An 18761-nucleotide genomic window follows, 5' to 3' on the forward strand; every position below is an offset into this window, starting at 1 on the left:
ACATCGTCGACGCGCGGACGGGGACGCGTCGCCCGCGCCTCGGGCATGCGACGCGATCGGTGCGTTCGGCGAGGCGTTGTGACGGAGAACCCCAAGCACACAGGAAACAGCAGGAAACAAAGGAACACGTATGACGCACACCTGGGCTGTCAACTGCTCGATCATGTTGAAAGACCGACCGATCGAGGAACGGCTCGCCGCCGTCGTCGAGGCCGGCTTCGAAGCGGTCGAGTTCTGGTGGCCGTTCGATTCGGCCGCACCCGACAAGGAGCAGATCGACGCGTTCGCGAGCGTCATCGAGCGGTCACGACTGGAACTGACCGCTCTCAATCTCTACGCGGGCGACATGGCGGCGGGCGATCGCGGGATCGTGTCGTGGCCGGAACGCGAGGCCGAGCTGCGCTCCAGTACGGATGTCGCCGCGCGGATCGGAGAGCGCCTCGGCACCCGCCGCTTCAACGCGCTCTACGGCAATCGGATCGACGGCGAGCGGGCCGACGCGCAGGACGCGCTCGCGGTCGACAACCTCCGGCGGTCCGCCGATCGTGTCGCCGAGATCGGCGGCGTCCTGCTCATCGAGCCCGTGAGCGGGGCGGATCGGTACCCCCTTCGGACCGCTGACGACGCCGTCTCTGTCATCGACCGGGTGCAGGCCGCAGGGGCGGAGAACATCCGACTCCTGCTCGACGTCTACCACCTCGCGGTCAACGGGGACGACGTCTCGGCCGCCATCAGGCGGCACGCGCATCGCATCGGACACGTGCAGCTCGCCGACGCGCCGGGCCGGGGTGCACCCGGAACCGGCGGACTCCCCGTCGGGCGCTGGGTGCGCGAGCTTCGCGACGCCGGCTACGACGATCGGATCGCGTTCGAGTACGTGTCGGAGGACGAGGACCCGCTCGCCGCGCTCGGCGACGGATTCCGGAAGGAGGAGCGGTGACTGACATCGCATTCATCGGACTCGGGGTGATGGGCGCGCCGATGTGCCGGAACCTCGTCGACGCCGGCCATGACGTCGTCGGGTTCAACCGCTCACCCGCCAGGGTCGAGGCGCTCGTGGCCGCCGGAGGGCGCGGCGCGGACTCGATTGCCGCCGCGGTCCGGGACGCCGATGTCGTCATCACGATGCTGCCCGACAGTCCGGACGTCGAGGCCGTGGTCCTGGGCGACGGTGGTGTGCTCGAGTCCGCCCGCGACGGCGTGATCCTCATCGATTGCAGCACCGTGCGGCCCGAGACGAGCCGCGCCGTCGCCGAAGCCGCCGCCCGACGCGGAATCCGCCCCCTCGACGCCCCGGTCAGCGGTGGCGAGGGGGCGGCGATCGATGGTGCCCTGTCCATCATGGTGGGCGGTGAGCCGGATGTCTTCGAGGCGGCGAAGCCGATCCTGGAGGCGATGGGGACCACAATCCTCCACGTCGGGGAGGCCGGTTCGGGACAGACCGTCAAGGCCGCGAACCAGCTGATCGTCGCCGGAACCATCGAGCTCGTGTCGGAGGCCCTTGTCTTCCTGCGCGCCTCCGGGGTCGACCTCGAATCGGCCGTTCGGGTCCTCGCGGGCGGCCTCGCTGGCAACGCGATCCTGGACAGGAAGTCGGCGGGCATGATCGGGCGCCGGTTCGAACCGGGATTCCGGGTCGACCTCCACCACAAGGACCTGGGGATCGCGCTCACTGCGGCACGGGACGCGGGCGTCGCCGTCCCGATGGGGGCACTTGCCGGATCGCTCATGGCTTCGCTCCGCGCGCAGGGCAGTGGATCCCTGGACCACTCGGCGCTTCTCCTCCAGGTCGAGCGTCTCTCTGGGCTGACGAACGAACTCGACGCCGTGCGGCGCTCGGATTGACAGGGTCACGCCGCGATCCGAGCGACACAGGGTCGCGGCGCGACTGCCGTCGCGCCGCGATTTGACGACCCGTACGTACACCGGGCATCTCACGCTGCACCTGCGCTGGTGCATGCGGACGGGCCGGGACCGGCGGGTAGCGGCCGAGGAACTGGGGCTGTTCGCCGTCCGGCAGAAGTTCGGCTCGAAGCAGATCTACATGCCCGGGCGCCTGGTGAACCGGGCCTCTCACGGTTACCGCGGTGAGGGCAAGACCGACGCCCGAGATGCTTACGCGATCGCCGACCAGGCCAGGATGCGCCGCGACCTGCGGTCCATCCGTCCAGGCGACGAAGCCGTCGTCGAGCTGAAGCTGCTGACCGGGCGTCGGTCCGATCTGGCCGAGGACCGCACCCATGTGGTCAACCGTCTGCGCGGCACACTGCTGAGCATGCTCCCCGCCCTGGAGGGGGCCCTGGACATGATCAACATCGGCCCGCTCATCCTGCTGCCCGGGGTACCAGACCCCGGGCAGCGATCCGCCGCGCCGGGGTCGCCCGGCTGACGAAGTGGCTGGCCAACCGCAAGTTCCGCAACGCGACACCTCTGGCTGAAGCGGCCGTCGAGCGGCAGCACACCGCCGTTCCCGGGGAGAAGACCACAGTATTCGTGACCGACGGCGCTACGAAGTGGCACCACCAGTGACCGCAGCAGCTTGACAACAGCGTTAGGACGCCAGGACGTGGGCCCGGGTTCTGGCCGCCTGACGGGGACCTGGGCGTATCCGATCTCAACTTTGGTGCGGACGAGCGGTTCGGGCGACTAGGGGCCCGGCTCGTCGGCCGGTTCGGGGCGGTCATGGCCCCGGAGCATGTCGGAAAACGGTGGCACGGGTTTGTTGAATGACCTTGGTATTGAACGGGTTTTTGAGGGCGGGACCTACGGCCGCAGTGTGATGCCGGCCCCGCGGAGCAGGGCAGCGAGGTCGTCCGGGATCGGCATGGGGGTGGTCAACCCGACCCGGGTGCGGCCGGTGTTGCCGTCCGGGTAGTTACCGGCCGCAGAACCGGGAGCGGCGACAACCATGCGCACGAGCTGGCCGAACATCTCCCGCACGTCACGGTCGTGGAGGGCGAGGCGGAACATCACGCCATGAGTACGGGTGTGGGGCCAGGGCCAGGGCTGGGACAGGATGTGGGCCCGCTCCACGGCCCGCCATCGCTGCGCCGTGGGCCCTGAGGCGCGGGCCGCGGCCATCTCGGCGGTGAACGCTTCGAGCAAGGCGGGCGGCATGGGAGAGCGTCGGGGCATTGCAGACCTCCAGTAGTTCAGGATTTCTTGGATTGAGGAAGGGGGCGACTGCGGGCTCCCTCGTCCCGCCGTTCTTTTCGGGCTCATCGCAGAGTCGAGCACCGTGCTGGAATCGGCCGACGGCACCGTTCGCGTGACTGCCTTCTTCTGTTCTGGACGTCCCGCTGACGGGGCTTCCGGAACATCGGGCGCGCAGGTCAGTGTTCGTGCGGTCCCGGGCGGTGGATGGGGCCGTGGGGTTCCTCGCAGTGGCCGGCTCCGGCGCCGATGAGTTCGCTGTGCTGCGCGTGGTCGACCTGGAGCGTGCTGTGGGTGATGCCGTATTCCGAAGCAAGGAACCGTTCGAGGTCGCGGCGCGCGGTGTGGCAGTCGGCGTCGTCGTCGACCAGGACGTGGGCGGACAGCGCGTTCTGTCCGGAGGTGATCTGCCAGACGTGCAGATCGTGGATCTCGACCACCGGCGGTTCGCCGACGAGCCGGTCACCCAGGGTGTCGGGGTCGATGTGGGCGGGGGCCGCCTCAAGGAAGACGCGGCCGGATTCCCGGATGAGGCCGTGGCCGGCCTTGGCCATGAGGACGACGACGACGAGGGTCGCGATGGCGTCCGCCTGGACGAAGCCGGTGAGTACGACGATCAGACCGGAGACGGCGGTGCCGATGAAGGCGAAGAGGTCGTTGAGGATGTGCTGGTAGGCGCCTTCGACGTTGAGCGAGCTGCGGTTTGCCCTGGAGAGGCACATCGCCGCGATGACGTTGACGACGATGCCCACCAGCGCGGTCACGAGGACCAGGCCGCCCTCGACCTGCGGCGGGTCGATCAGGCGCTGGACGGCTTCGTAGGCGAGCCAGGCCCCGAGGAGGAGCAGGGACAGTCCGTTGAGCTGGGCGGAGAGGATCTCGGCACGCTTGAGACCGTAGGTGAAGGCGCCCTTGGCCGGCTTGGCGGCGAGGCGCATGGCGATCAGGGCGAACACGATTGACGCCGCGTCGGTCAGCATGTGGGCCGCGTCAGAGATGAGCGCCAGGGACTTGGCGGCGATGCCGACGACGACCTCGACGGCCATGAATCCGCCGATGATTGCCAGCGCCAGCGTCAGCCAGCGACGGTCAGCATCGGCCGATACCCCGTGCGAGTGCCCGCCATGCCCGCGCCCATGTACGTGCCCGTGTTCGTGGTTGTGTTCCATGCTCATCACGGGTCCTTCCTCGGTAGTGATGTTGGTGACTGACCAGAGTGAAACGCATACGGCATCTACATGGCAAAGGCTGTATTGATGTCCGTTGTCATCGCCATCGAGAAGCCCTCTGACCTGCGAAAACGCTGTCAGTAGGAGGCTGCGCGGTCCGGACGTCCGGCACCGGGACGAGCCAGAGCCCAACGCCTTCGCCGTGGCCGCGGTCACCGGCCCGGGACGGCTCCGCCAGTACTCCGCCGACCACACCATGGGCCAACCTGCGCGTCCATGACGGAGTTGCAGTCGACCTCATCGAGCACCACGACGGCTGGGTTCGTACGTCCCTCGCCACAGCCGCGTTCGCCACCGTCCGTGAGGCCGAGACCCCGACCGCCTGGTGCTGCTCACCACCGACGGCATTCACGACACCGTCAACCACACTGAACTGGAACCCCTGGAACACACGCACCAGGACCGCCGGCAGACCGTCGTTGATGCCCTGACCGCTGCCACCCGCGACAGCTACTGAGGTCGAACTCGTGGTGTCGTAGGGGCTGACCGCTGGCTGCGTTATCACTGGAGGCATGCGGCATGCGGCATGCGGCATGCGGCATCCGCAGAGGGGAGGCTGACCGTCGAACGCCAGCATTGGCCAAGGTGTTCGCGAAATAGCCGCCGCCGAACCCCAGCCGGCAGTCGGTCCTACGACGGCCGCGTACTCCCGGCTGGCGCAGAACGTCGGTTCTGGTGGTCATGGTGGGAAGTTCTTTGCGAGGTATTGTCAAATCCTGTGGACTGACCCGACAGCCCAATGGCCGGTCGATCAAGCAAGCGGCTTGCGGTAACGGACGTACTCGTTCCGCCGCCGGAATCCCACACTCTCGTAAAGGTCGTAGGACCGGTGTGGATTTGCCGTGCCCGTGAACAGCCGAGCGGTCGTTGCACCCTGCTCGCGAAGGCTCCGCAGCCCGTCCAGCAGCAGGACCCGGCCGATTCCGAGGCGTCGCTGGTCCGTCCGGACACTCAGCTCTTCCACCTCGCCCACGGTGTGGTCGTGACGGCGGATGGAGCACAGGGCGACGCCGACCATGTCCTGCCCGTTCCAGGCAGCCCTCCAGCATGCCGGGTCGGCGGTGTCGACGAAGTCCTGGAAAGGCCATCTCTGAGTGAAACCGCGGTCCGCGTACGAATCGACGACCGTCCTCCAGGCTGCACGGTAGTGGCTTGTCCCGATTGGCCCTGTCCGTATTCCGGCCGGCAGCTCGCTGCCCGGCTCGGGCACCTGCTGCAGATCGCCCAGCTCCAGCTCGACCAGGCTGAAGACATGTCGGTAGCCGGCTGCGCGCAGAAGTGCCGTGGCGTCCTGCTCGGAGGCCATGGCGTTCGCGCCGATCACTGCCGTCCGCGCCGGTCCGTGCTGTTTGACGAGCTGGCGGATCCGCTCTTCGGCCCAGCTCAGCATGGCTGAGCCGATGCCCTGGCCGCGATGCCCGGGCAAGAGGTAGCCGCGGTGCAGGTACAGCCACGTATCGTCCCGCTCTTGCCACCACCGGATCGTCGCGTAGCCGACGACGCTCCCGTCGAGCACCACCAGGATCTGGTTCTTGGACGGCTCCTCCAACTTGGCAGAAGCTTCGGCGATCTCGGCCGCTGTCGGGAGCCCTTCCACTACCGAATGGACATCGACCCGGTCCCGTTCAACACACCCCAGCCGCACCGCGGCCATGGCGCCGTGGTCTTCCTCGCCGCGATACGGCCGGAACCCGAGGCCGACCGGAAGGTCCTGTCCTGCCGTGCCATCCAACATGACCGGATGTTCTCGAACTTCGAGGCAGGTCCGCCACCCTATTCACGCCGCGGTCGTCTGCGACCGTTCAAGGAGCCGGCCGCGTTCAAAACGGGCCCCAGCGCGAACGAGGGCAACGAGGGGGGTGCATTCACGGCTCGCCAGCGGGCCTGGGCGGACTCGACGAGCTTGAAGAACATCGCCAGGGCGGCGGCCCGGGATCCGGCGCCCTTGGTGACCTCGGCTCGCAGACGGACGGTCGCAAAGGTCGACTCGATGGGGTTGGTTGTCCGCAGGTGGATCCAGTGCTCGGCGGGGAAGTCGTAGAACGCCAGCAGCTCATCCTCGTCATCGACGATCTTCTTGACGGCCTTGGGGCGGGGCGGTGACCTGGTCCGAGAACTCGTTGGCCAGCCCCCGGTAGCCCTCGTCGACCTTGGCTTTCACGTCCGGATGCAGGCGGAGCTGTTCGGCGATGCCTTCGGTGCGCATGGCGGTCTGATCGTGCATGCGCCCAGGTCGGTCGGCACCGGACCACAGGGTGCGGCTCAGGCAGTCGCTGATCGTGGTGGTCTTCATGGTGTTCCTTACGTTGTTGGTGGGTCGCTTCCGGTCGTTCGTAGGATCGGGAGACCCGGGAGTATCGGGTGTGGCTCATGGTGTTCCTGACCTCGGTGGCTGAAGCAGACTGGCCGCCCGATGCTCCGCGACGACTCGACTGCTAATTGGGACAAGCGAAGTGCATCGCTGTGTAAGGACACGTCGGCGAGGCCGTCTGCCGGGACAGCTACAAGAACATGGACGACGGAGGCTCTGGTGCCCGAGATCTGGGCTGGTACGGACGCGGGCAGGCCGAACATCACCGCACGGTGATCGACGCCGACGGCGCTGGGATGCTCTCGCGTCGGGTGCCCAACAGCGGGCCTGAGCTGCTGGAACTGATCGCGGATGTCCTGAACGTCAGCGAGGAGGTGACCTGGGCGATTGACCTGAATGCAGGAGGTGCCGCCTTGCTGATCGCCCTGCTGGTCAACCACGGGCAGAAGGTGCTCCATATCCCCGGCCGCACCGTCCACTACGCGTCGGGCGCCTACCGCGGCGACGGGAAGACGGACGCGAAGGACGCCTACGTCATCGCCGATCAGGCCCGCATGCGACGCGACCTTGAGCCTCTGGCGGTCGGGAACGACGTGTCGGTGGACCTGAAGATCCTCACTGCCCGTCGCTACGACCTGACCGCCGACGCACCCGCGCAATCAACCGGATGCGTGCACAACTGCTGGAATACTTCCCCGCATTGGAGCGGTCCTACGAATACAGCCGGACCAAGGGGGGCACTGGTCTTGCTGACCGGCTACCAGACCCCGGCTGCACTGCGCAGGATCGGCACAAGCCGCCTCGCCACCTGGTTGAAGAACCGCAAGGTCCGCAGTTCCGCCGCGGTGGCCGCCGCCGCGGTCCAGGCCGCCGAAGCCCAGCACACCGCCGTCCCCGGGGAGAAGCCGGCCGCCGCCATGGCGGCCAAGCTGGCCAGGGAGGTAATGGCCCTCGACGAGGAGATCTCCGAGACCGACACCTTGATCGAAGGGCGGTTCCGCGAGCACCAGCACGCGGAAGTGATCCTCAGCATGCCAGGGATGGGCCCGCTGCCGAGCGCCGAGTTCATCGCCGTCACCGGCGGAAACATGGACGCCTTTGGCACCTCCGACCGCCTGGCCGACGTCGCAGGGTTGGCCCCCGTACCCCGGGACTCCGGGCGCATCAGCGGAAACCTGCACCGGCCACGTCGCTATAGCCGCCGACTGCTGCGGGTCTTCTACTTGTCCGCTCAGGTCGCCGCCCGCAGCTGCCCAGTTTCCAAGCGGTTCTACGACCGTAAACGCAGCGAGGGCAAAGGACACGAGCAGGCACTCCTCGCCCTCGCCAGACGCCGGCTGAACGCCCTGTGGGCGCTCATACGCGACGGACGCCCCTTCGAGACCAATCCGCCTCAAGTAGATACCGCAGCGGCATGACTCCCTCGCGGAGAGCCACTTCCCCAGCTTGACAAGTCCATTGGGAATCCTGCTTCTTCTTGCCCGAGACGAACGCGCAGCGGCCCGGCCTGTTGGCCTTGGGACGACGGACCTGGGTCTCGGTGCCATCGATACGCAGCTCGATCCCCTCCGCGGACGCGTAGGCGAACACGTCGGCCAGAGTCCGCAGTCGCACGCCGGGCCGGTCGGGTACGGCGAAGCCGCGGTCGGCGAGGAGCGGGCGGACTTTGCCGATCGCCTCGGTGACGGTCGAGCGGCCCACCCCGTACAGCTCGGCCAGCGCCGCGTGCGGCAACTGCGTGCGCAGGTGCACCAAGGTAACCAGGACCCGGTCAGTGAACACCAGTTCGTGTTTGCGGCCTGCCCCGACCTGACGCCGGCGGTCTCCGCCGCGCCGCTCGTGCAGCGCGGATTCCCGCCGGGCCTGCCACCCAGGAGCCAACTCTTCGATCAACCTGCCGAGATGCGCGCGGGAGATGCCGGTGAAGACAGGAAGAGACAAGGCCGCACGAGCTCACTTCGTTCTCACACTCGAAGAACCCGTGCAGCCCCCCTGCCAGTCACGGCACATCGCGAGCACGGCACCAAGGCGTCCGGTCGGCTATGCCCACGTCACCTGCCCGCGAGCGCCTGCGCCACCGCTTCCGAAGCATTGAGAACGATCGAGTGGCAGCCGTCGATCCGCGACACGATGGCCTCGCGCGGACCCTGTCGCCAGGCGTCACTGGCGTAGAACGCCTCCTCCTGGGCGCTGTGCTGTTCGAGTGAGGCGAACGCGCGGATCAGGTACGCCTCCTCGTGCCCGCCTCGGACACCAGGGACGCTCCGCAATCCACCACCCGGATACCGGCCTTCTCCAGCAGCGGCACGGACTCCTCCCGCATCACGCGAACGAACTCGTCTCCCGTGCCCGGCTTCAGCCTGTACGTGCGGATCTCAAGAATCACTGTCAGTCTCCTGCGGTACGTGAGTCAACACCGGCACCCCCGCGGGACGCCGTGCTCGACGCTACCGGCGCCCACTGACACCCCCGTCAGGGAAGCCAGTCGATCAACACATCCCGATGCACACGGCCGATCCCTCAATTGTCGACAACGCCGTAACTGCCCTTCGTGTTCGTCAACCTCGACCGCGTGGAATACGGGGCACTCGATGTCCGGCAGAACGACGAAACAGCGTGCACACTCGCCGAGCAGCGCATGCACGCGAGCCGGGTTGCCTTCGCCCGGGACGGCGACCCGGGCCGGCCGCGCACCGCGTCGGCGATGCCGTTCTCGCGCATCAGGCGTTCGACGGTGCGGCGGGTCACGTCATGGCCCTGCCGGGCCGCGTGCTGGGTCGGCACGCGGCAGACCGGCTCGACACCGGTGAAGCGCTCCCGGCGTCCCTCGGGGTCGCTGATCAGCGGGTCAGTTGGCGACTGATGACGAGACGCTGGATCTGGTTGGTGCCTTCGAAGATCTGCATGATCTTCGCTTCGCGCATGTAGCGCTCGACGGGGTGGTCGAGGGTGTATCCGCAACCGCCCAGGACCTGGACGGCGTCCGTGGTGACCTTCATCGCGGCGTCGGTGGCGATCAGTTTGGCGACGCTGGCCTGCCGGCTGTAGGGGAGACCCGCGTCGCGGCGGCGGGCGGCGTCGAGGTAGGTGGCCCGTGCCGAGTCGACGGCGGCAGCCATGTCGGCCAGCAGGAACCCCAGCCCCTGATGGTCGATGATCTTGCGGCCGAAGGTGGTCCGTTCCTGCGCGTAGGCGACCGCGGCATCGAGGGCGCATTGGGCCAGGCCGGTGGCGCAGGCAGCGATGCCGAGCCGTCCGGAGTCCAGCGCGCTGAAGGCGATCTGCAGGCCCTGGCCTTCCGCGCCGATGAGCCGGCCGGCATCGATCAGTGCATCGTCCCAGAAGGCCGCAGCGGTCGGAACGGCGTGCAGGCCCATCTTCTCCTCCGGCTTGCCGAAGGTGAGGCCGTCGACCCGGCCGGGAGCGAAGAAGCAGGAGACGCCGTTGCCGCCCGGGCCGGTGCGGGCGAACAGGGCGTAGAAGTCGGCCTTGCCGCCGTGGGTGATCCAGGCCTTGGTCCCGCTGACGCGATAGCCGTCCGGGGTGCGACGGGCACGGCAGGTCAACGCTGCCGCATCGGAGCCTGCCTGAGGTTCGGACAGGCTGTATCCGCCGACCATCCGGCCGCTGAGAACGTCTTCGGCCCAGCGCCGGCACTGATCGCCGCTGCCGAAATTCAGCAGGGGGAACACGGCGAGGGTGTGGACGCTCACGGCGACGGCGACGGATGCCCAGCGCGCGGCGAGTTCTTCGACGACCTGGAGGTAGACCTCGTAGGGCTGGTCGCCTCCCCCGAACTTCTCGGGCCAGGGCAGGCCCAACAGGCCGGTTTCGCCGAGCCGTGCGAACAGGCCCACGGGGTAGGTCTCGGAACGTTCGTGCTCCTCCACGCGTGGGGCGAGTTCCTTGTCGGCGACGTCCCGGGCAAGAGCGACCAGGTCCTTGGCTTCCTGCGTGGGCAGCAGGCGGTCGACGGGCATGACGGTTCTCCTTCTGGACGACTGCGTCCGGTGGTCAGGAAGCGGTGGCGGGGGCGGACTCCAAAGCGCCGAGAGCACTGCGTGCCTGATCGCGGAACTCGGCGAGGCGGGCCAGCTTGATGTCCTCGTAACCGCGGATGCCCTCGACGAGCCGCACCAGTTCCTCGACCGCAGCGGCGTTGTCCGGGGTGAGATGCGCCAGCGCGGCGCGGACCAGCCGCGGGTACTCCTGGAGCAGGGCGCGCTCCTCGCGGCGGACGTGGGCGTAGCCGAACACGTCGAATGAGGTTCCGCGCAGCCCGCGCAGCGCGCGCAGGGTCCGGAAGGCGAGCGGAGCGGTGCGCCGCAGACGTATCTTGCGCCGCAGGCCCAGGGCCCTGAACACGGGCGGATGCAGCAGGACCGACACCGATGCGTCCGGGCCGAACTGGTCGCCGATCTTGGCGTTTTCCACCGTGTCCAGATGCAGTCGGGCAACGTCGTACTCGTCCTTGTAGGCCATGACCTTGTACAGGCCTCTGGCGTACGCCACTGCGATCCGCTCACCGGACTGGTCGCCGGCGAGCCGCCTGGCCGTAACGGCCACCGAGTGGACCTCCCGGACGTACTTCCGCGCGTACGCGTCGTTCTGGTAGGCGATCAGGTCCGTGGAACGCAGGGCGACCACGTCCTGCAGTGTCCCGGCTGTCAGGTGCTCCGCGGCCATGGTTCGTGCCGCCGGGCCGACCTCGACAGCCGGCCGGGCGGGCACGCTGATCGCCTTCACCACAGCCTCGTGGTCGAGGGCCGCGGCCCGCCCCCATCTGAAGGCCGCCAGGTTCTTGTCCACAGCGGCCCCGTTGAGGCGGATCGCCGCTTCGATCGCTCCCTGTGAGAGCGGAATGCAGCCGTGCTGGAAGGCAGCTCCGACCAGCAGCATGTTGGTCGGCATGTGGTCCCCGAAGAGGGCCTCGGACAGCCCCTGCGCATCCAGGTAGAGATTCTTCTCCGGACGGGTGAGGTCCGCGATGCGCTCCAGCGCTTCGTCGGGAGACCCGGGGACGACGACCCGGTTGGTCACCATGGCCGCCGTGGGCACGATGGCGGTGTTGATCACCGCGATGGTGCGGTCGGGCCGCGCCACCTGCAGATTCGTATCGGCAGCCGCACCCAGCAGATCGAAGCCGATGAGCACGTCCGCCGTGGCGCGGGAAGCGCGCAGCGCTCCGGTGACCGGCGTGCTGGAGATCCGCACATCGCTCACCACCGGTCCGCCCTTCTGGGCCAGGCCCGTCTGCTCCAATCCAGCGGCGTAGCGGCCGTCGAGGTGAGCGGCCATCTGCAGAATCTGCGAGGCGGTGACGACCCCGGTGCCACCGATGCCGGGCATGCGCAGCAGCGTGCTCTGGTCCGACACGAGGGGAATCGGATCGGTCAGCTCCACCAGGAGCGTCGGGAGCTTGCGCCGCGGTGCCGTCTTCGGCTCCACCAGCAGGAACGAGGGGCAGTCGCCTTTGAGGCAGCTGAAGTCGGAGTTGCAGGACGCCTGGTGGATCCGGGTCTTGCGGCCGAACTCCGTATCGACGGGCTGCACCGACAGGCAGGTCGACACGTCACCGCAGTCACCGCACCCCTCGCAGACCCGCTCGTTGATGACGACCTTCTCGGCAGGGGTCGGCAACTGACCGCGCTTGCGCAGCCGGCGTTCCTCGGCCGCGCACTGGTCGTCGTGAATCAGGACGGTCACCCCGTCGACGGCGGCGAGTTCCTTCTCCGCTGCGGGCAACTCGTCCCGATGGCGGACCTTTGCGATCGGGTCGAGACGTATGCCCTGGTAGTCGGCCGGCCGCGCGGTGGTGACGACAATCCTCCTGACGCCCTCCAGGGCGAGCCACCGGGTGAGGGCGGGCACGTCGAGGCGTCCCTCCGGCCGCTGCCCGCCCGTCATGGCGACGGCATCGTTGTAGAGCAGTTTGTAGGTCATCGTCGCCCCGGCGGCCACGGCCGCGCGGATGGCGAGAGATCCGGAGTGATGGAAGGTGCCGTCGCCCAAGTTCTGCACGAAGTGCCGGTCGTCGGTGAAGGGGGCCAGCCCGATCCACTGGGCGCCTTCGCCTCCCATCTGGGTCAGCCCGATCTGGTTGCCGCGGCCCGCGCCGTCCAGCGCGATCATGATGTGGCAGCCGATGCCCGCGCCGACCAGCGTGTCGTCGGCGGTCTTCGTGGAAGTGCTGTGCGGGCAACCGGAACAGAAGTAGGGCGTGCGCGACGAAACCATCGGCAATGCCGTCCGCTTCTTCGGCGGTGGTGCCAGCAACGCCAGGTGTGCGCCTGCGGTACGCGGCAGCCGCTCCGGTTCGATCCGCGCCGCCAGGGCCCGCGCCACGTCCTCGGCCGCCAGGGTGCCCCGTGCGGTCAGCAGCGGACGGCCGTTCTCGTCATGCCGTCCCACCACAACGGGCGGATCGCCGATGCCGTAGAGGGACTGCTTCAGATGCCCCTCCAGGAAGGGGATTTTGTCCTCGACGACGAGCACCTGTTCCAGATCCGCGGTCATGGCCGCCAGATCCTCGGGAGAAACCGGGAAGGGCATCGCGATACGGATCAGCCGGAGGCCGAGGGCTTCCATGGCAGCCTCGTCGATGCCGAGATCGGCGAGCGCCCGCTGCACCACGGCGTAGGAAGTACCCGGGGCGAGGATGCCCAGGGTGGCACGCCGGGCACTGAAGTCGATGCGGTTCAGACCCGCCCGACGGGCGTAGTCGCGTGCCAGATCGAGTCGGCGGGTGAGCATGTCGTGCTCGGCGTCCAGCGAGGCGGGGCCGACGAGTGTCGGGGGCGCGCCGCGGTCGGCCTGCGGAAGAGCCGGAATATCGGGCCGCACCCCGTCCAGGTCGACGACCGCGGAGCCATCCGCGATATCCGCAACGATCTTCAGTCCGGCCCACAGGCCTGTTGTACGGGACAACGCCACTGCGTGCAGGCCGAGTTCGATGATCTCGGCCACCGACCCCGGCGCGAGCAGCGGCATGGCCAGGCTCTGGCACATCGGCTCGCAAGAGCTGGGAACGGTCGAGGACTTGCTGCCCGGATCGTCACCGATCCACGCCACCGCGCCGCCCGACGCCGCGGTGCCCGCCACGGTGGAGTGCCGGATGGCGTCGGCCGCCCGGTCCAGCCCCGGATTCTTCCCGTACCAGAATCCGGTGACGCCTTCATGGCGGCGTCCGGGAACCTGTCCGAGCAACTGGGTGCCGGCCACGGCCGTCGCCGCGAGCTCCTCATTCAACCCGGCCCGGAACACCACACCGGCGGGCTTGAGAAAGCGGCGTGCCCGGCCCATCTCCAGATCGACACCACCGAGCGGCGATCCCTGGTATCCGCTGACGAAGACGCGGGTGTCCAGACCACGTGTCTCGTCGAGGCGACGCTGCTCCAGAGTCAGGCGGACCAACGCCTGGACGCCTGAAATCAGGACACGACCACCGCGAGCGGCGTACTTGTCATCCAACGTCACGGCTGTTGGGTCAGTGCTCACGCAAGCCTCCTCGGCGCGATCCGGTCGGGGCGCCCAGGACAGCAAGACATTGCCCTTGACGCAAGCAAGTTGTGACTCATCAGCCTAAACACGCAAACTACTGTCGAGGATTGGGTTATATGATCAAATAAATTGCATCGATTATTGTCTGCCGCTGCCGGGAGCTTCGTGTGAACGAGATCGACGATGTGGACCACCAGTTGCTGCGCATGCTCAAGGAGGACGGCAGGCGCACGTTCTCTGAGATGGCCCCCGCAGTAGGGCTGTCGGTCGCCGCGGTCAAGCGCCGGGTCGACCGACTCCGGGACAGCGGCGTCATCACCGGCTTCACGGCCCAGGTCGATCACTCGAAGCTCGGATGGACCATCGAAGCCTTCGTCGAGCTCACGTACACCGGCACCACACCCGTGGGCGAAATCGTCCGCACCGCCTACAAGACGGCTGAAGTGCAAGCGGTCTTCACCATCGCCGGCGCTCCGGACGCCCTCGTACACGTGCGCGTACGCGACATCGGACACCTGCAGCACGTCATTGACGGACTACGTCGCGCCGGCAACGTCACCGGTACCAAAACCCTCATGGTCCTGGGATCGTGGACGAGGAACTGACCCCACGACGACGACGACGGCGGACCGCATGTAGCGAGCGCAGGTCACCAGGCACGGGCGTGCGGTCGCCGGGGCCGACCGGGCCTCGCAGCGACGAGCCGGCCCCGGCGCCGCGGAGGCGATGGTGCCCAGCCGCAGCCCGCCGACGGTCCCGCTCGCGGCCGCGACGTCAGGGGCGAGCCACCGCTCGCCGACCGGAACTCACGTCCTACGAACCCCACCGGTGTGACCATGGCGCCACCGGGACCGACCATGGGGCAGGCCGCCCGAGGGGCGCGGCCGGCCCGCACGGGATGCCGGGCGCACGAAGCCGGAGAGGTCTGCGTGGTGGGGGAGGAACAGCAGGGGAGATCACCTCACCGGATGTGGGCCGGTACCCCGCGCTGCCGACGCAGGGCGAGGTGCATGGCGGCGCGTCCGCCGAGTTCCAGATCGTCCTCGAGGGCCCGGAGCGCGACCTCGCCGCCCACCCGGAGCTGGTCGACGAGGTGCCGATGCACCATGGCCAGCCGCGACGCCGAGAAATCGGCCCGGATCGTCGCGAGCATGCAGTTGAGCTCGTTCTGGCACGCACGATGCGTCGCCACCACTCGTGCGTTGCCGCCGGCCTCCACGATCTTCGTGTGCACCGCGCTGTGCGCTTCGACCACGTGACGCCACGGCGTCTCGGCGGTGAGGGACTCCAGCTGGTCGACCGCCTCGGAGACCGCAGAGAAATCCGCGCCCTGGGTGAGCGCCAGCCTCAGGGCCCCCAGTTCCAGGATCGACCGATACGAGCACATGGCATCGATGCGTTCGGCTGTTACTGCGGGAACGACGATTCCCCTGTTGCGCTGGTGCTCGAGAAGCCCTTCGGACACCAGGGTTTGCAAGCCGGCCCTCACCGAATGCCGACCGCACTGAAAGCGAGTGCTCAGCGCTTCTTCGGTGAGCCGAGCCCCGGGTTCGAGGGCGCCCTCCAAGAGGTCATCGCGCAACGCGCGCGCGATGCTTTCCGGCGTACTGCTCGCCTCGACTCCATCACGCAATTCGTCACTCGATTCGGCAAAGGCTCTCCGGCGGCCATTCATCATAGACCCTCACCGACCTTGCGACGCAGCGACATCGGCGACGCCCCGGCAGGCCCGTTCGAGACCTCGCCGTGTCGAGACCGAAAGCACCAGCCCCTCGTTCCTCCCTGCACGCCGATCCGCCGGCCGTGCCGCGGCGTGGGCCGGAGAACCGTCGACGCGTCGGCGGTTCGAACGTTCCCGGAGGACAGGGGGCATGGTGTGTCTCCACCGTCACAGGCGATGGGCCGGCCTCAGCGAGGCATGCTGTGCGCGGATCTCATTCGTGCTCGCCACGCCGAGCAACCGCATCGTCCGCGTGTACTCGGTGTCGAAGATCTCGATCGCCCGGTCGACGCCCTGTTCCCCCGCCGCCATGAGGCCGTAGAGGTACGGCCTGCCGACCATCGCCGCGGAGGCGCCCAACGCGCGCGCGACGAGGAGGTCGGCGCCGGTTCGCACACCGGTGTCGATGAGGATCTCGCAGTCGTGCCCGACGGCGTCGGCCGCGCGCGGCAGCAGTTCGAGCGGTGTCGGAGCCCGATCGAGTTGTCGCCCCCCGTGGTTCGAGAGCACGATCGCGTCCACGCCGTGGTCGACCACCGTCTTGGCGTCCTCGATGCTCTGGATTCCCTTGACGACCAGCTTTCCCGACCAGCGTTCCCTCAGCCACCGCAGATCCTCGACGGTGACCGAGGGGTCGAACATCCTGCGGACCAACTCCTCGACCGTGCCGTCGAAGCTGCTCAGCGAGGCGAACCGCAATGGCTCGGTGGTCAAGATGTTCATCCACCAGGCGGGCCGCATCGCCATGCCCGCGAGCGTGCGCAGTGTCAGGCTGGGCGGGATGGTGAGCCCGTTGCGGATATCGCGCATCCGTGCCCCGCCCACGGGCGTGTCGACGGTCAGGACCAGGGCCTCGTACCCGGCCTCCGCCGCCCGTTCGAGGAGAGCCTCGCTCGCCTCGCGGTCCTTCCAGAGATAGAGCTGGAACCACTGCCGTGCCGTCGGCGCACAGGCTCGAACGCTTTCGAGGTCGGTGGTGCCCATCGTCGACAGCACATAGGGGATGCCGGCCCGGGCCGCCGCCCTGGCGACGGCGATCTCGCCCTCGTGGTGCATCATGCGGGTGAACCCCGTGGGCGCCAGCACAAGGGGGAGGGGCGTCCGCGTACCGAGAACGTCGGTGGACGCGTCTACCCGTGAGACGTCGCGCAGTACCCGTGGATGGAGCTCGACGTTCTCGAACGCACGACGCGCTCTGCCGATGCTGATCTCCTGCTCCGCCGCGCCGTCGACGTAGTCGAAGACCGACCGAGGAGTGCGGCGCCGCGCGATGGTTCGCAGGTCCTCGATGGTGTGAGCGTGTGCGAGGCGGCGCTCGCGGGCGTCGAACCGCGGCCGCCGGAACGTCATGAGCGGCCGGATCTCCGAGGGCCGAGGGAATCGACGATTCGCTCTTTCCCTGGGCAGCTTCTCGACCTCGGGGTCGAACGTGGTCATTCGGTTACTCCTCATCGCCGAAGCCGAAGAACTCGTGGGTGACGCCTTACTCGATTGGCGCACAATCTCAACTCACGCCTATGGGTGTTCCATCAGAGGTTGTCGGACAGCTTCCCTTGCTGCCGTAGCGCCCGCATTTCACGCAGGTGGGCAGCGCTTCTATCGACCGAGGTGAGCCCGTAGGTCCGATGCCGGCTCGACCGTTACGCCCGATTGGCGTTACTTTTCGCTGCCCGGTCAATCATGGGCTGGCCGCTGATGCAGGGATTGTTACACAATTCTTGGCGACACTCCATCGGGACGTGATGACCGGGCGCGAGGGGGACGCCCTTCTTTGCGTCCGGCCGTCGGTGCCCGGGTCGTGAATGGTCTCGTGGCCGCAATCAGCGATGCGCGACGCGCAGGGCGCACAGGGTGTCGAACTTGCGCTCGAAGGCGGTGCGGGCGAGTGCGGTGCGATTGGGGCAATCGAGCTTGATGAGCGACGACTCGATGTGGCTTCGGACGGTGCGGACCGCGATGCCCAGTGCCTGGGAGATGCGTTCGTTGGGCCACCCTCGGGCGACCAGGCCGACGACGTCGAGTTCGCGGCTGGTGAGGCGGTCGAGCGCAGGGGCCCGGCCGATCCGGACGAGGACCGCGTCCGGCCGTCGCACCGCGCGCACGCGCCACCAGGTCCCGTCGGCGGCACGGTGATGAAATCCGACGCGGTCGCCTGTACCGGCGAGGGCGGGCTGCACGGCGAGGCGAAGCTCGGTAGGGGTGAGCGGTGCTCGGCCGAGGTCTCCGGCCCTGACCTCGACCAGGTTCTGCGTGATCCAGAGGACCACCTCGGCCGCGGCCTCATCGGCCTCGGCCCCGGGGTCGATGAGGCCGCCGAGATCGTGCGACAACATCGTCAGCGCGAGACACGACTCGTCGTCGAGTGGTGTGGAGTGCCTCGAACTCATCACGACGAAACCAGGAATCGCCGCACCGGCGACGGGCGGCGCCAACGGCAGAGTCAGTCCCTCACGAAAACCGTTGGGCAGGATCGCATCTCGATACGTTCGGGTCTCGCGGATGTCGAAGGGCACGTCCGCGAATCGCATGTGTGTGCCCCGGCGCACGGCAAGCCGATGGACCGGGCACGTCCGGCTGTATGTCGTCGTGATGTAGGCGAGGGTCTCCGCCGGATAGTCGAGATTGACGACGGCGGTGTGCGTTTTGCCACCGGAGTGCGGAGGGCCGGAGGCGACCAGCGCGGCACAGTCGAAACCGAGCTTGTCGCGCGCGGCGCGGAGGGGGACCTCGACGGGCACGTCACCGCGGCCGGCCGCGCGGATCTCCCCGGCGAGCCGAACCCACCACTGTACGTCCGCGGCCATTCGGAACCTCCGATATCGGACGGATCATGACGGCGGTCACGTGG

Annotated in this window: 16 protein-coding genes and 3 pseudogenes; 7 read left to right on the forward strand and 12 right to left on the reverse strand. The window is 68.2% G+C overall.

Annotation, left to right across the window (positions count from 1 at the left end; genetic code table 11):
* Window positions 1-130: 130 nt before the first annotated feature.
* From AADR41_RS01995 to AADR41_RS02005, 3 genes and pseudogenes are all read left to right on the forward strand, one after another.
* A complete protein-coding gene (locus AADR41_RS01995; protein ID WP_342279620.1) occupies window positions 131-940 on the forward strand; it encodes a hydroxypyruvate isomerase family protein in 810 nt (269 codons plus the stop codon).
* Window positions 937-1845, forward strand: a complete 909-nt coding sequence (locus AADR41_RS02000) for a 2-hydroxy-3-oxopropionate reductase (RefSeq protein WP_342279621.1) — start codon at window positions 937-939, stop codon at window positions 1843-1845. Before AADR41_RS01995 ends, AADR41_RS02000 begins: the two co-directional genes overlap by 4 nt.
* 196 nt (window positions 1846-2041) lie before the next feature.
* Window positions 2042-2484, forward strand: a pseudogene (locus AADR41_RS02005) (IS110 family transposase); the annotation flags it as partial.
* A 279-nt stretch (window positions 2485-2763) separates the two neighbouring features.
* Here AADR41_RS02005 and AADR41_RS02010 read toward each other — a convergent pair.
* Both AADR41_RS02010 and AADR41_RS02015 read right to left on the reverse strand, forming a co-directional pair.
* On the reverse strand, window positions 2764-3135 hold the full coding sequence (locus AADR41_RS02010) for a DUF3703 domain-containing protein (RefSeq protein WP_342279622.1): 372 nt from the start codon (window positions 3133-3135) through the stop codon (window positions 2764-2766).
* Window positions 3136-3332: 197 nt separating this feature from the next.
* Window positions 3333-4328 carry a cation diffusion facilitator family transporter gene (locus tag AADR41_RS02015; RefSeq protein WP_342279623.1) on the reverse strand — a complete coding sequence of 332 codons (996 nt, stop codon included), beginning with the start codon at window positions 4326-4328 and terminating at the stop codon, window positions 3333-3335.
* 379 nt (window positions 4329-4707) lie between these two features.
* On the opposite strand from AADR41_RS02015, the gene AADR41_RS02020 reads away from it, so the two are divergent.
* On the forward strand, window positions 4708-4839 hold the full coding sequence (locus AADR41_RS02020) for a hypothetical protein (RefSeq protein WP_342279624.1): 132 nt from the start codon (window positions 4708-4710) through the stop codon (window positions 4837-4839).
* 294 nt (window positions 4840-5133) lie between these two features.
* On the opposite strand, the gene AADR41_RS02025 is transcribed toward AADR41_RS02020, so the two are convergent.
* The 3 genes and pseudogenes from AADR41_RS02025 to AADR41_RS02035 all read right to left on the reverse strand — a co-directional run bounded on the left by AADR41_RS02025 (window position 5134) and on the right by AADR41_RS02035 (window position 6675).
* Window positions 5134-6117: a GNAT family N-acetyltransferase gene (locus tag AADR41_RS02025; RefSeq protein WP_342279625.1), complete on the reverse strand. Its 984-nt coding sequence runs from the start codon at window positions 6115-6117 to the stop codon at window positions 5134-5136.
* A 42-nt stretch (window positions 6118-6159) separates the two neighbouring features.
* Window positions 6160-6473: pseudogene (locus AADR41_RS02030) on the reverse strand (transposase); the annotation flags it as partial.
* Window positions 6445-6675: a hypothetical protein gene (locus tag AADR41_RS02035; RefSeq protein WP_342279626.1), complete on the reverse strand. Its 231-nt coding sequence runs from the start codon at window positions 6673-6675 to the stop codon at window positions 6445-6447. The pseudogene AADR41_RS02030 and the gene AADR41_RS02035, both read right to left, overlap by 29 nt.
* Window positions 6676-6893: 218 nt before the next feature.
* Here AADR41_RS02035 and AADR41_RS02040 point away from each other — a divergent pair, with 218 nt between their 5' ends.
* Complete coding sequence (locus tag AADR41_RS02040; protein ID WP_342279627.1) at window positions 6894-8111, forward strand: IS110 family transposase; 1218 nt, start codon at window positions 6894-6896, stop codon at window positions 8109-8111.
* Window positions 8112-8154: 43 nt separating this feature from the next.
* Here the strand turns inward: AADR41_RS02040 and AADR41_RS02045 are convergent.
* Together AADR41_RS02045 and AADR41_RS02050 are read right to left on the reverse strand one after the other, a co-directional pair.
* Window positions 8155-8634: pseudogene (locus tag AADR41_RS02045) on the reverse strand (helix-turn-helix domain-containing protein); the annotation flags it as partial.
* Between the two features lie 110 nt (window positions 8635-8744).
* Window positions 8745-8963: a hypothetical protein gene (locus tag AADR41_RS02050; protein WP_342279628.1), complete on the reverse strand. Its 219-nt coding sequence runs from the start codon at window positions 8961-8963 to the stop codon at window positions 8745-8747.
* A 281-nt stretch (window positions 8964-9244) separates the two neighbouring features.
* Here AADR41_RS02050 and AADR41_RS02055 point away from each other — a divergent pair, with 281 nt between their 5' ends.
* Window positions 9245-9556, forward strand: a complete 312-nt coding sequence (locus AADR41_RS02055) for a hypothetical protein (RefSeq protein ID WP_342279629.1) — start codon at window positions 9245-9247, stop codon at window positions 9554-9556.
* Here AADR41_RS02055 and AADR41_RS02060 read toward each other — a convergent pair.
* Both AADR41_RS02060 and AADR41_RS02065 read right to left on the reverse strand, forming a co-directional pair.
* Window positions 9534-10673: an acyl-CoA dehydrogenase family protein gene (locus tag AADR41_RS02060; RefSeq protein WP_342279630.1), complete on the reverse strand. Its 1140-nt coding sequence runs from the start codon at window positions 10671-10673 to the stop codon at window positions 9534-9536. The genes AADR41_RS02055 and AADR41_RS02060 overlap by 23 nt on opposite strands.
* A gap of 34 nt (window positions 10674-10707) precedes the next feature.
* On the reverse strand, window positions 10708-14190 hold the full coding sequence (locus AADR41_RS02065; protein ID WP_342279631.1) for an indolepyruvate ferredoxin oxidoreductase family protein: 3483 nt from the start codon (window positions 14188-14190) through the stop codon (window positions 10708-10710).
* A 170-nt stretch (window positions 14191-14360) separates the two neighbouring features.
* Here AADR41_RS02065 and AADR41_RS02070 point away from each other — a divergent pair, with 170 nt between their 5' ends.
* Window positions 14361-14798 carry an Lrp/AsnC family transcriptional regulator gene (locus tag AADR41_RS02070; RefSeq protein WP_342279632.1) on the forward strand — a complete coding sequence of 146 codons (438 nt, stop codon included), beginning with the start codon at window positions 14361-14363 and terminating at the stop codon, window positions 14796-14798.
* Window positions 14799-15154: 356 nt separating this feature from the next.
* Here the strand turns inward: AADR41_RS02070 and AADR41_RS02075 are convergent, their stop codons facing one another.
* The 3 genes from AADR41_RS02075 to AADR41_RS02085 all read right to left on the reverse strand — a co-directional run bounded on the left by AADR41_RS02075 (window position 15155) and on the right by AADR41_RS02085 (window position 18717).
* Window positions 15155-15871 carry a GntR family transcriptional regulator gene (locus AADR41_RS02075; protein WP_342279633.1) on the reverse strand — a complete coding sequence of 239 codons (717 nt, stop codon included), beginning with the start codon at window positions 15869-15871 and terminating at the stop codon, window positions 15155-15157.
* A 210-nt stretch (window positions 15872-16081) separates the two neighbouring features.
* Complete coding sequence (locus AADR41_RS02080) at window positions 16082-17350, reverse strand: alpha-hydroxy acid oxidase (protein ID WP_342279634.1); 1269 nt, start codon at window positions 17348-17350, stop codon at window positions 16082-16084.
* Between the two features lie 383 nt (window positions 17351-17733).
* Window positions 17734-18717 carry a helix-turn-helix transcriptional regulator gene (locus AADR41_RS02085; RefSeq protein WP_342279635.1) on the reverse strand — a complete coding sequence of 328 codons (984 nt, stop codon included), beginning with the start codon at window positions 18715-18717 and terminating at the stop codon, window positions 17734-17736.
* Between the last annotated feature and the right edge of the window lie 44 nt (window positions 18718-18761).

The organism is Streptomyces sp. CLV115 (assembly GCF_038448545.1).
Lineage (GTDB): Bacteria > Actinomycetota > Actinomycetes > Streptomycetales > Streptomycetaceae > Streptomyces > Streptomyces sanglieri.